We start from the raw sequence: 12417 nt of genomic DNA, 5'->3' as shown, positions 1-12417 counted from the left end.
AAGGCGCCGCGCGGCGGCAGACGCCGGATCACTCCAGATTCGTATGGTTGGCGCGCATCTGCGCCGGCGACACGCCCAGCCGCTCGCGCAGGCTGAGGACGAGAATCTCGAACAGGATGTAGAGCGCGCCCTCATAGAGCGAGCCCATCGGCAGCACCGAATTAGCGGCGGCACCCCGGTCGCTCGCCATGGTCTGGGCGGGCACGGCGAGCACGAGATCGGCCCGCTTCGCGGCGGCGCCGGCCGGCTCGGCGGTGACCACCAGTACCCGGGCTCCGGCGTCCTGCGCCACGCCGATCAGCGCGGAGACGGTGGAGAAGTCGCCCGGACCGGCGGAGACAACGAGCAGGTCGCCCGCGCCGACCGGCGGCGTCGTCATATCGCCCACCACCGCGGCCTTGAGGCCGAGATGGAACAGCCGCATCGCCAGACCCCTGATCTGCAGCCCTTCGCGGCCGACGCCATAGAGCGCGACGCGTCCGGCGGCAGCGATCGCAGCGACAGCGCCATCGAACTCCTCGCTACGCACCGCGTCGAGGCAGCCGCGCAATTCGTCCAGCGCCCGGCCATGGAGAGTGGTCATGTCGTCGGATCCCGGCACGGTTTCAGAAAGAAGGGGGCGGACGCCGCTTCGCGGGAGAGGGCGCCCGCCCGTCGAGGTCGGCGATGCCTTGGGGGGAGAACCGCAGGCACCGCCGGCTTCAGATCACTGGAGAAGCTTCTTCTTCCCGTCGTAATAGCCTTCCTTGCCGAGGATCTGCTCCATGCGGGTGCCGATCTCCTTGGCGCCGCCCTCGACGGTGACTTCACCCAGCATCATCTTGGAGCCCCACTCGGCGACGATCTCGGAGATCGCCGGCCAGGCCGGGAAGCGCGGACGATACTCGGGCACGCCGGCCTGCCAGGAGGCGACCAGCGGCTCGACGAACTTGTACTTCGCCTTCACCTCGGGGTCGTTATAGACCGCCATGCGGCCCGACACGCCGCCGGCATCGACATAGGCCTTGGCGATGGCTTCCGAGGTCGCCCACTGGATGAACAGCCACGTGGCCTTCTGCTGCTCGGGCGAGGCCTGCGAGGCGACGGCGAGCGAGAAGCCGCCCAGCGCCGGCAGGCGGCCGGCGGGACCGGCGGGCTCGGGAGCCACCGCGAGGCAGTCGCCGAGCTTGGAGGTCGCCGGGTCGGCGAGGGTCGAGTAGAAGGCCGACCATTCGGTGATCATCGCCACCTGGCCCTGCGCCAGCGCGTTCACCGCCTCGGCGTGATCGAAGGACACGTCACCCGGCGGCATGTACTTCATCAGGTCCTGGCGGAAGGCGAGACCGGTCTGGCTTTCCTTGCTGTTGAGGTTGGACTTGAAGTCCTTGTTCAGCAGCGAGCCGCCGAACGGCCACAGGAAGCGCATGAAGCTGTCGGCCGACTGCGTCTCGCCGCGGCGCGACTGCAGAGCATAGGCGTACTGGTTCTTGGAGGCATCGGTCAGCTTCGGGCCATAGACGTCCTTCAGCTCGGCCCAGCTCGCCGGCGGCTTGTCGAAGCCGGCCTCCTTCAGCTTGCAGGAATTGTAGAACAGCAGGCCGGAATAATTGTCGAAGGGCAGGCCGTAGGTCACGCCGCCCCAGGAGCCGAACGCGTCCAGCAGCAGCGGGAAGAAGCCCTTGAGGTTGAGGTCGGGATCGGTGATCGCCTTGTCCTTGGCGAGATCGTCGACCGGCACCAGCCAGCCATTCTCGGCGAACTCGCCGATCCAGACGAGATCGACCAGCGCCATGGTGAGGTCGCCGCGCGAGGTGAAGTTCAGCACTTCCTTCTCACGGGCGTTCTCGTAGGGGACGATCTCGTAATTTACCTTGATGCCGGTCTTTTTCTCGAATTCGGGCAGTAGCTTGATGATGGCCCGGTAGCCGGGGCGGTCGAGGAAGATGCCGTTGACCTCGGTGCCCTTCAGCGGCTTCGCCGCCTCTTCGAGCCAGTCGGCCATGGCGGCGACCGGCATCGCGGCGATCGCGGCCGCGAGGGCGGCGACGCTGGCGCAGATTCTCAATGCACGCTTCATTTTTTCCTCCTGAGATGGCGCAGCGCCGGTGCTGGGCGAGGCCGACATGCGGACGGCTCGGGCCGTCTCTCCTTATTGGCGAACGAGACGGCCTCGCCGAGGCGACCGCTCCTGTCCGCATACCCGCGCAACGCGCCATCCCGCTGCCGGAGCTTCGGAAAGCCAGACCGGCAAGGCGGTGCGCGCCGTCTTTCGACGATGAAATCGATACATTTGTAAACTCAAATATGCAATAGCATCATGACGGCATATGATCCGAACGCACCTTTGGAAGCGGAGAGGCAGGCGATGGCAGCGACAACAGACGGCGAGGCCGATCCGCTCCACAGGCGGCTGGCCGCCGCGGAAAGACTGGCCCGCATGGCCGGGACCAAGGCGCGCTCCTTCTTTCTCAATCGCGACACGCTGCATCCGACCTCGAAGTCCGATTCCCAAGATCTCGTCAGCGAGGCGGATCGCAGCATCGAGATCTGGTTGCGGCGGATGATCCGCGAGCAGTTCCCCGATGACGGCATCGTCGGTGAGGAGGAGGCCGCCACCGAAGGCCTTTCCGGATTCGATTGGGTGATCGATCCGATCGACGGCACCATGCCCTTCCTAGTCGGCCAGCCGAACTGGACCGTCTCCATCGGCATTGCGCGCCGGGGCGAGCCGGCGGCCGGGGTCGTCCATGCGCCGATGCTGCGCGAGCTCTATGCGGCGGCGACGGGGGCCGGCGCCCGCCTCAACGGCCGGCCGCTGACCATGAATCCCGATTGGACCGTCGCCTCGACGACCATCGGCTTCGGCGCCACCCAGAAGGCCTCGCCGCAGGAGGCGGGGGCGTTCGTCGAAGCGCTCTATCGCGAGGGCGGGGTGCTGTTCCGGGTCGGCTCGGGAGCGCTGATGCTGGCCTATGTCGCGGCCAACCGGCTCGCCGGCTATTACGACCCCACCCTCCACTGCTGGGATTGCTGGGCGGGCATCGTCCTCGTGCGGGAAGCCGGCGGCGTAGTGACCTTCGAGGGGGATCTTGGCCAACCCGGCCCGATCTGGGCCGGCAATCACCGCGTGCATGGCCAGCTCCGCCGCCTGAGCGGCGCAGCCTCCTGATCGTTCCCTTTGTCAGAGGCGCGGCGGCGGGTCATGGCCGCCGCCACTGCCGTTCCGTCCGAACGCCGCTCAGCCGGCGGCGAACGCGCTCATGGATTTGACCAGGAACACGCCCACCGTGGCGCCGGCGTCCTGCAGGCCCACCGTCTGCTCCTGGAAGACGGCCGCCTTGCCGTGCTGCGCCTTCATGGTCTTGGTGCGCTCCAGCGCCGCCTCGGCCTCATCCGCCGCAGCCGCCATCGCCGGGGCAAGCGCGGCGCCGGACGCCGCCTGTGTCTCCAGCACCCCGGCGACCGGGTCGAGCACGTCGAGGATGGTCTTGTCGCCGAGCTTCGCCTTGCCGCGCTCGGCGATGCCGGTGGCATAGGCGCGCCAGAAGGCGGCCGCCTCGGCGGTGCCGATAGCGTCCTTGCCCTCCAGCGCCTTGGCGCCGCGCAGGAAGCCGGTGGCGGTAAGCGTGCCCATGGTGGAAGGCGCGGTCTTGGCCATGATGGCGCCGGCCGAGCGCAGCAGCTTGGTCAGTCCCGCCGCCGCGCCCTCGGCCGCCACCGTGTCATAGGCGGCGGCGAAGGACTTCGACATGGTGATGCCAAGATCGCTGTCGCCGACCTTGCCGTCGAGCGCGATCAGGAACTCGCGCTCGGTGGCGAACATGTCGCGCCAGCTCTGGAACAGGCCGATGAGATCGTCGGCGCGGATCGCGTCCATCGCTCTCTCCTCACGCCTTGTAGTGGGCGAAGAACGGCGTGTTCACCGGCGCGGCGATCAGCGGGTCGAGCTCGGCGTCGAGCTTCAAGACCGAGATCGAGGCGCCGGCCATTTCCATGGCGGTGGCGAACTCGCCGATCCAGACGTACTTCACCTTGGAGCCCCTCGCCTCGAACAGCTGCGAGACGCGGCGAAACAGGATGTAGAGTTCTTCCTTCGGCGTGCCGCCGAGGCCGTTGACCAGCACGGCGAATTCGTCGCCCGCGCCGGCCGGCAGCTCGGCGAACACCCGTTCCGTCATCTCGTCGACGACGGCATCGGCCGGGGCGAGCTTCTTGCGGCTGATGCCGGGCTCGCCATGGATGCCCATGCCGATCTCCATCTCGTCCTCGCCGACCGAGAAGGTCGCGTGGCCGATTTCCGGCACCACGCAGCTCGACAGCGCGACGCCGATGGTGCGTACGTTCAGCCGCGCCTTGTCGGCGAGACGGGTCACCTCGTCGAGCGACAGGCCGTTCGCCGCCGCCGCGCCGGCCGCCTTGTAGACGAAGAAGATACCGGCGACGCCGCGACGCTTGTGCTCCTCGCCGACCACGGAAGAGGCGATGTCGTCATTGCCGACCACCTGCTTCACCGTGATGCCGTCAATGTCGGCGAGCTCGGCGGCCATGTCGAAATTGATGATGTCGCCGGTGTAGTTGCCGTAGATGTAGAGAACGCCTGCGCCCTGGTCGATGTACTTGGTCACCTCGTGCATCTGGTCGGCGCTCGGCGACTGGAACACGCCGCCCACCGCGCAGCCGTCCAGCATGTTGTCGCCGACATAGCCGAGGAACAGCGGCAGATGGCCCGAGCCGCCGCCGGTGGCGATGCCGACCTTGCCGTCCTTGGGCTTGGCAACGACGAGGCAGCGCTTGTCGTCGTTCACATAGGTCACCTGGGGATGAGCCCGGTAGATGCCCTCGAGCATCTCGTCGACGAAATTCGCCGGATCGTTGAGAAACTTCTTCATCTCGGTCCTCTTGAGCTCGAAGCTATGGCGTGTCTCTGACACGTGGCTTTGGCGTGTCTCTTTGGAAATCAGTTCTTCTTCTGGCAGAACACGAAGAAGGCGGCGGCGAGCAGGATGAAGGCCCCCACCACCACGCGCTGCCAAGTGGAGGGGATGCCGACCATCACCAGCACGCTATTCACCACCACCACCAGCAGCACGCCGAGCAGCGTGCCGATCACGGTGCCGGTGCCGCCGGTGATGCGGGCGCCGCCGAGCACCACGGCGGCGATGACGTTGATCTCGGTGCCGACCAGGTCGAACGGGTTCGACTGTCGGTTGGCGGCGGTGTGGATGATGCCGGCAAGGCCGGCGAGCGCGCCGGCATAGGCGAACATGAAGACGTGGATGGTGCGCAGGCTGTAGCCGAGCCGCTCCGCCACATTGGCGTTGCCGCCCACCGCGAAGATGGCCCGGCCCATCAGCGTGCGGTTGAGCATCCACCAGGTGATCAGCGCCGCCGCCGGCAGCACCAGGAAATAGAACGGCAGGGTGATGGTGCGCCCGCCGGAATCGAACTGCACCAGCGGCAGCCGACCGAAGGCGCCCATGGTGGGCGGCAGCGACATGATCCACACCGTGCCGATGAAGGCGAGCAGGATGCCGCGGAACAGATACTGGGTGCCGATGGTGACGATCAGCGACGGCACCTTGAGGTAATGCACCAGCAGGCCGTTGACGACGCCGAGCAGCGCCCCGCCGGCCGTCGCCGCCACCAGCACCAGCGAGATCGGCGCGTCCGGCCAGTGGTTCTTCACCAGCAGCGTCATCGAATACATGGTGAAGGCGGCGATGGCGGTGAACGACACGTCGATGCCGCCCGCCGCCAGGATGATGAACACGCCGAGCGCGAACAGCCCCATCACCACGCTGGCGCGGCCGATATCGACCAGCGAGGAGGGCTGGAGGAAGGCCGGGTTGATGATCGACACCGCCACGCAGATCGCCACCAGCAGCACCAGGGTGATGATCTCCGGGCGCCGGCGTACCAGCTCCAGCAGCCGATTGGGCCGGGGGACCGGCACGGCGGCGCTCTCGGTGAGATGCGTGGCGCTCATCGGGCGGTCTCCGTGTTCACGGCGGGCTGAGTGACGGGCTTGGAGACCAGCATGGCCTTGTACAGCTGGTCCTCGTCCGTCTCGCGGGCGTCGTATTCGGCGACGACGCGGCCATTGTTCATCACCAGGATGCGGTCGCAGTTCTGCAAAAGCTCCGGCAGGTCGTCGCTGACGATGACGAGGCCCATGCCGGCCTCGGCGAGCTGCTGGATGACGCGGTAGATCGTGTCCTTGGAGCCGACGTCGACGCCCACCGTGGGGCCGTGCAGCACCAGGAGCTTGGGCAGGATCGACAGCCAGCGGCCGATCAGCACCCGCTGCTGGTTGCCGCCCGAGAGCGCGCCGACCGGCAGGTCGAGATTGCGGGTATTCAGCCGCATGTCCTGCGACAGCTTGTCGGCGAGCGCCCGGCCCTTCGCCTTGTCGACGACGCCGAAGCCATTGGCGAGGTCGCGCACCACCAGCGCAATCTCGTTCTCGAAGATCGACTTGTCGAGGAACAGCCCCTCGGCGAGCCGGTCCTCCGGCACATAGCCGATGCCGAGCTTGATCGCCTCGGAGGGGTGGCGGATCTTCTCCGCCTTGCCGTCGATGCGGAGGCTGCCGCCTGTCGCCGGCATCACCCCGGCGATCGCCATGGCGAGTTCGTTGCGGCCGGAATCGGCGAGCCCGGTAATGCCGAGGATCTCGCCCTTGCGGACGGAGAAGCTGACGTCGCGCACATTGGGCAGCAGGGAGAGGCCGCTGGCGGCGAACAATTCGCCGGCCATCGGCGCGCCGGTGCGATAGCGCTCGGCGTCGATCCGGCGGCCGGTCATCAGCTCGGCGAGGCGCTGCTTGGTGTAGTTGGCGAGCGGGCCCTGCTCGACGCACTGCCCGTCGCGGAACACGATGGCGTGGCCGCCGATGCGGTAGCACTCGTCCAGCTTGTGGGTGACGAACAGCACCGCCACGCCTTCCGAGCGCAGCCGCTCCACCACGGCGATGAGGTTGTCGACCTCGCGGCGGGTGAGCGAGGTGGTCGGCTCGTCCATGATCACCATCTTCGCCCGGGTGGCGATGGCGCGGGCGATGGCGACCAGCTGGCGCTGCGCCAGCGGCAGGTCGGAAACGACGGTGCCGAGGAAGGCCCGGTCGGTCGGCAGACCGACGGTGGCAAGCGCCGACGCCGCGGTCTCGCGCAGCCGGGCGCGGTCGAACAGCCGCGCGAGCCGCCCGCCGCTGGCGACCAGTTGCTCGTTGAGCGCGACATTCTCCGCCACCGTGAGGTTCGGCAGCAGCGAGAGGTCCTGGTAGACCGTCTCGATGCCGGCGCTCAGCGACTGGATGGCGGTCAGTGAGTAGTAAACCTTGCCTTCGAGGACGATCTCGCCCTCGTCCGGGGCATGGGCACCGGACATGATCTTGATGACGGTGCTCTTGCCGCAGCCATTCTCGCCGAGCAGATGATAGGCCTCGCCCGGCTCGATGGTGAAGCCGACGCCGCGCAGCGCGTGCACGCCGCCGAAGCGCTTGTGGATGCCGCGCAGCTCAAGGAACGCGTCCGCCTTGGCGGCGGCGTCCGGGCGGGGCATTGCTGAAACCTGGGACACGGGCGATCCCCCTTCACCGATGGGCGGGCGTGGCGCGCGACGGCGCGTTCGGGAGGTCCCGGAGGCGGACGAGCCGCCTCCGGGCATCCAGGGTCGGACAACCGATCAGAAGAGGTATTCCTTGTAGTTCTTCTTGTCGGCGATCACCATGCCGTTGCCGATGATCAGCAGGCCTTCGCCCGGGCCCTTGGTGACCTTCACCTTCTCATAGCCGGGCACGCCGAGATTGGCGCCGTCCTCGACCTTCTGCTTGGCGATCAGCTTCTTGGCGACGGCGTTCATCGCCATGCCGGCCTTCTGCGGATCCCAGAAGCCGATGGCGGTGATGGCGCCGGCTTCGAGCAGATCGGCGGAGGGGTTGGGCAGGCCGGTGCCGACCAGGCACACCTTGCCGGTCAGGCCAGCCTCGTCGATGGCGCGGCCGACGCCGAGCACGTCATTGCCGGCCGAGGTCTGGAAACCCTTGATGTCCGGGTGCTTGCGCAGGATTTCCTTGGCCTTCTCATAGGTGCCGTTGGCGTCGTCGAACGATTCGTTGTTCGGGTCGACCAGCGTCATCTCGGGATGGGCGGCCTTGGCGTTGGCCTCGCCCGCACCGACCCACTGCATGTGGGTACGGCTGCCCAGCGAGCCGACGAAGGTGGTCCACTTGCCCTTGCCGCCCATGCACTGGGCGAGGCGCTCGTTGAGGGCCTTGCCGTAATCGGCGTTGTCGAAGGCCTCGACGTCGGCATGGGTGTTCTTCTGGTTGTCGGCCTCGTGGGTCACCACGATGATCCCGCGGTCCATGGCGCGCTTCAGCGTGCCTTCCAGCACCGACGGATCCATCGGCACCACGGCGAGGCCGTTCACGCCCTTGGCGACGAGATCGGTGACGATCTGCAGCTGCTGGGCGGCGTCCGCGGTGGCGGGACCGTACTGGGTGGCGACGACGTCGGGATTGTCCTTCTGGAACTGCTTGACGCCGGTTTCCATGCGGTCGAACCACGGAATGCCGCTGATCTTCACCACGGTGGCGATGACCGGCTTGTCCTGCGCCATCAGCGCGCCGGCCGTTCCCGCGACGAGGGCCATCGCCATCGCCGAGCCGAGCAGGATCTTCTTCGAAATAGCGCCCACAGTTTCCTCCACTGTTGTTGCCACCCTCATGGCCGGTTCGATTGGCCGGATCGATGCGTGAGGGGTCCGCATCACACGAGCTTTTTGCTCTTGTTCGGGTTCAGGAAGCCGACGACGTTGTAGCGGCCGACCGCCAGGAAGGTCAGAAGCAGCGCGCCCCAGGCGAAGTCGCGCACGAAATTGGACAGCCCGCCGAAGTTCAGCATGCTGGACATCAGCTGCAGCGCGATCGCCGCCAGCACCACGCAGATCACCCGGCCATAGCCGCCCTCGGGGCGCACGCCGGCCATCACCGCGATCAGGATGGCGATCAGCAGGTAGGACGTGCCGTAGTCCCACTTCACGTTGACGTTGCGCGCGGCGATGATCACCCCGGCGAGGCCGGAGAGCAGGCCGCTGGTCGCGTAGGTGGCGATCAGCACCTTGGTGCGCGGGAAGCCGGCATAGACGGCCGCCTTCGGGTTGGTGCCCATCAGCATTAGCCACAGGCCGAAGGGAGTGAACTTCAGCAGCGCGGCGATGAAGGCCGCCACCGCGATGAAGATCACGAAGCTGATGGGCACGCCGAGGAACAGGCCGTTGCCGATCTCCGACAGCAGGTCCGGGCTGCCGACCGTCACCGCCCGTCCGTCCGACGCCACCACGGCGAGGCCGGTGAACAGCATCTGCGTGCCGAGGGTGCAGAGGATAGGCGTAATGTTGAGCCGGCTGATCAGAACGCCGTTGAAAGTACCGCCCAGCACCCCGACCACCAGCGCGCCGGCGATGAAGGCCAGCGAATAGGCGGCCGGCTGATCCGCGCTCGACAGGAAGGAGCCGACCACCACCGCCGAGACCACGCCCGACAGATTGGCAAGCGCGATGCCGGACAGGTCGATGCCGCCATTGCCGGCGCACATGGCCAGCATGACGCCGATGGCGAGGAAGCCGATTTCCGGCAGCTGGCCGGCCATGGACTGCAGATTGAACGGCGAGAGGAACGTGCCGCCGGATATGGCGGCGCCGAAAGCGAGCAGCGCCACATTGATGACGACGAGCATGACCAGCTGTCCGCCGGTGGTCCGCATGGCCTCCTCCCCGGAGTGGTTCGAGCTTTTTACTAAATTATGACCAGCTTCACTAAATCCCTAGCAAAGGCTTTTGCGGGGTGCAAGCCGCCTTCCAATACGACACGCCGGAGTTTCGCCTCCGGTACCCGTGGCGCCCCTCGCCGAGGCCCGCTGAAAATCACGCCATGCCCAAGCACGGCCACCGTCCTTCGACCAGGGGAAGAATTATGTATGCCAAACCCTTATAGGACAGCACTTCTCACCCAGTTGAGCACCGCCGCGGCCGGATCACCGCCACAGAGGGCGTCGTCGGGAGCGGCGGATTTAATGCCCACGCCTGCACAAATCATGAGCGAAACGACAAGGTCGGCATCGGAACCTTGCATTGCTCTTGCACGGCTGTTGCCAGCCCATTTCTTTTGGCTTAACCCTCAAAAGGGAGCCTCAATGTTTACTAAACAAATTGCGCCATCAGGCGCATCATGGGCTCCTTGAGGATACGCATCGGGCCATGAAAGAGAAAAAGTCCTTCACCATCCGGGACATTGCCGAAGCGGCGGGCGTATCACCGGCCACGGTCTCGCTCGTGCTGAACGGCAAGGGAGAGATTTCCGGCCTCACCCGGGCCCGCGTGCTCGAAGCCGCGGCGCGCCTCAACTATGTCCCGCGCCTCGCCAAGCCGCGGGTGGAGGCCGCCGGCACCCTCCGCTTCCTCAAGATCGCCAAGCACGGCCACACGGTGAACCGCGACCACAGCGTCTTCGTTTCCGACTACATCGACGGCATGTCCGCCGAGGCGACGCGGCGCGGCTACACGCTGGAAGTGGTCAGCCACGACGAACAGAGCATCATTTCCGTCGCCGACACGCTGGCGGTGGCACCGATCAGCGGCGTCATCGCGCTGGGGACCGAAATATCGGAAACCGACATACGCGTGCTGCAGGGCGTCGGCCGCCCCATCGTGTTCATCGACACCTTCTACGATGTGGTGGAAGCCAATTTCGTCAACATGAACAATGAGGACGCGGTCTACCAGGTCCTGGCGCGTCTGCGCCAGCAGGGCTTCGAGCGCATCGGCTTCGTGGCGAGCCATGTCGACACCACCAATTTCCGGCTGCGGCAGGAAGCCTTCCACCGCAATATGGCCCGGCTCGCCCTCCCGACCGATCCCGCCCATATCCTCTCGGTCGAATCGACCTATGATGGCGCCTATGCCGATACGGTGGCGGCCCTGACCCGCGGCATCGACCTCGCCGACTGCTATTTCTGCACCAATGACGTGATCGCCTATGGCTTCATCAAGGCGCTGCGCGAGTTCAACGTCCGCATCCCCGACGACGTGGGGGTGATCGGCTTCGACAACCTGCCGCTCAGCGCCACCATGGAGCCGCCGCTCACCACCATCGATGTCTCGAAGCGCAAGATTGGCAATCTCGCCGTCACCCTGCTCGACGATCTCATCGGCGCCGCGGAGCCGCAGCCGCCGGTGAAGATCCTCGTCGGCGCCCGCCTGGTGAGCCGCGCCAGCGACCGCGGCCCCGCCGCGCCCCACCCTGCCCCGCGCGTGGTCCGCCGGCGCGGCATCGCCGAAACCGCCTGACGGCACCGATCACTCCGGGAGAACCGCCATGAAGTACCGCACGCTCGGCCGCTCCGGCCTCAAGGTCTCGGCGCTCAGCATGGGCACCTTCTCCTTCGGCGGGGTCGGCGCTTTCGCCAAGGTCGCCAATCACGGCGTCGCCGAAGCGCGCCGGCTCGTCGATGTCTGCCTCGACGGCGGCATCAACGTGCTCGACACCGCCAACATGTATTCGCTCGGCCGCTCGGAGGAGATCGTCGGCGAGGTGCTGGAGGGCCGGCGCGACCGCGTGCTGATCTCCTCCAAGGCGCGCATGCGCATCGGCGACGGCCCCAATGACGAAGGCACGTCGCGCTACCACCTCATCCGCGAATGCGAGCGGAGCCTGAAGCGGCTGCGCACCGACCGCATCGACATCTACTTCCTGCACGAATGGGACGGCACGACGCCGCTCGAGGAAACGCTCTCGGCGCTCGATGCGGTGATGCGGGCGGGGAAGATCCGCTATATCGGCTGCTCCAACTATTCCGGCTGGCATGTGATGAAGGCGCTGGGCATCGCCGAGGCGAAAAACCTGCCGCGCTTCGTCACCCAGCAGATCCATTACACGCTGGAAGCCCGCGAGGCCGAGTACGAGCTGCTGCCCATCGCCGTCGACCAGGGAGTCGGGGTGATGGTGTGGAGCCCGCTCGCCGCCGGCCTGCTCTCCGGCGCGTTCGGACGGGACAAGTTTCCCGCCGATTCCCGCCAGGCCGCCGGCTGGAGCGAGCCGCCGATCCGCGACAGCGAGCGGCTGTGGAACATCGTCGACACGCTGAACGACATCGCCGCCGCGCGCGGCGTCACCGCCGCGCAGGTGTCGATCGCCTGGACGCTGTCGCGGCCGGGCATCGCCTCGCTGGTGGTGGGCGGCACGCAGGAGAGCCATTTCCGCGACAACATCGCCGCGGTCGACCTCGACCTGACCGCCGAGGAACTGGAACGGCTCAACCTCGTCAGCCGGCCACCCTATCTCTATCCCTACTGGCACCAGCACAATTTCGCCCGCGACCGCTTCGGCGCCGGCGACTGGGCGCTGCATGCGGGGTATGAGGACCTCGGCCAGGTCTGACA

The 12417-nt window shown here is 66.9% G+C and carries 11 protein-coding genes; 3 read left to right on the top strand and 8 right to left on the bottom strand.

Annotated features, from left to right (window positions below):
• Nucleotides 1-28 precede the first annotated feature (28 nt).
• Both KHC19_RS09055 and KHC19_RS09050 read right to left on the bottom strand, forming a co-directional pair.
• A complete protein-coding gene (locus tag KHC19_RS09055) occupies nt 29-583 on the bottom strand; it encodes an SIS domain-containing protein (RefSeq protein ID WP_213352037.1) in 555 nt (184 codons plus the stop codon).
• A 123-nt stretch (nt 584-706) separates the two neighbouring features.
• Nucleotides 707-2056: an ABC transporter substrate-binding protein gene (locus KHC19_RS09050; RefSeq protein ID WP_213352036.1), complete on the bottom strand. Its 1350-nt coding sequence runs from the start codon at nt 2054-2056 to the stop codon at nt 707-709.
• A 288-nt stretch (nt 2057-2344) separates the two neighbouring features.
• On the opposite strand from KHC19_RS09050, the gene KHC19_RS09045 reads away from it, so the two are divergent.
• On the top strand, nt 2345-3148 hold the full coding sequence (locus tag KHC19_RS09045; RefSeq protein ID WP_213352035.1) for an inositol monophosphatase family protein: 804 nt from the start codon (nt 2345-2347) through the stop codon (nt 3146-3148).
• 69 nt (nt 3149-3217) lie between these two features.
• Here KHC19_RS09045 and KHC19_RS09040 read toward each other — a convergent pair whose 3' ends face one another.
• The 6 genes from KHC19_RS09040 to KHC19_RS09015 form a co-directional block, all read right to left on the bottom strand.
• On the bottom strand, nt 3218-3856 hold the full coding sequence (locus KHC19_RS09040; RefSeq protein ID WP_213352034.1) for a dihydroxyacetone kinase family protein: 639 nt from the start codon (nt 3854-3856) through the stop codon (nt 3218-3220).
• A 10-nt stretch (nt 3857-3866) separates the two neighbouring features.
• On the bottom strand, nt 3867-4868 hold the full coding sequence (locus tag KHC19_RS09035; RefSeq protein ID WP_213352033.1) for a dihydroxyacetone kinase subunit DhaK: 1002 nt from the start codon (nt 4866-4868) through the stop codon (nt 3867-3869).
• Nucleotides 4869-4936: 68 nt separating this feature from the next.
• Complete coding sequence (locus KHC19_RS09030; RefSeq protein WP_213352032.1) at nt 4937-5965, bottom strand: ABC transporter permease; 1029 nt, start codon at nt 5963-5965, stop codon at nt 4937-4939.
• A complete protein-coding gene (locus tag KHC19_RS09025) occupies nt 5962-7539 on the bottom strand; it encodes a sugar ABC transporter ATP-binding protein (RefSeq protein WP_213352031.1) in 1578 nt (525 codons plus the stop codon). Before KHC19_RS09025 ends, KHC19_RS09030 begins: the two co-directional genes overlap by 4 nt.
• Nucleotides 7540-7662: 123 nt before the next feature.
• Nucleotides 7663-8706, bottom strand: a complete 1044-nt coding sequence (locus KHC19_RS09020) for a substrate-binding domain-containing protein (protein WP_246548544.1) — start codon at nt 8704-8706, stop codon at nt 7663-7665.
• A gap of 41 nt (nt 8707-8747) precedes the next feature.
• On the bottom strand, nt 8748-9743 hold the full coding sequence (locus KHC19_RS09015) for an ABC transporter permease (RefSeq protein WP_213352029.1): 996 nt from the start codon (nt 9741-9743) through the stop codon (nt 8748-8750).
• 493 nt (nt 9744-10236) lie between these two features.
• Here KHC19_RS09015 and KHC19_RS09010 point away from each other — a divergent pair, with 493 nt between their 5' ends.
• Both KHC19_RS09010 and KHC19_RS09005 read left to right on the top strand, forming a co-directional pair.
• Complete coding sequence (locus KHC19_RS09010) at nt 10237-11325, top strand: LacI family DNA-binding transcriptional regulator (RefSeq protein ID WP_213352028.1); 1089 nt, start codon at nt 10237-10239, stop codon at nt 11323-11325.
• Nucleotides 11326-11353: 28 nt separating this feature from the next.
• A complete protein-coding gene (locus KHC19_RS09005) occupies nt 11354-12415 on the top strand; it encodes an aldo/keto reductase (RefSeq protein ID WP_213352027.1) in 1062 nt (353 codons plus the stop codon).
• Nucleotides 12416-12417: the final 2 nt, after the last annotated feature.

It is taken from the genome of Ancylobacter oerskovii (assembly GCF_018390555.1).
GTDB classification, from domain to species: Bacteria; Pseudomonadota; Alphaproteobacteria; order Rhizobiales; family Xanthobacteraceae; genus Ancylobacter; species Ancylobacter oerskovii.
The sequence above is the reverse complement of the archived record's forward strand: the minus strand, read 5'-3'. Positions and strand labels throughout refer to the sequence as shown.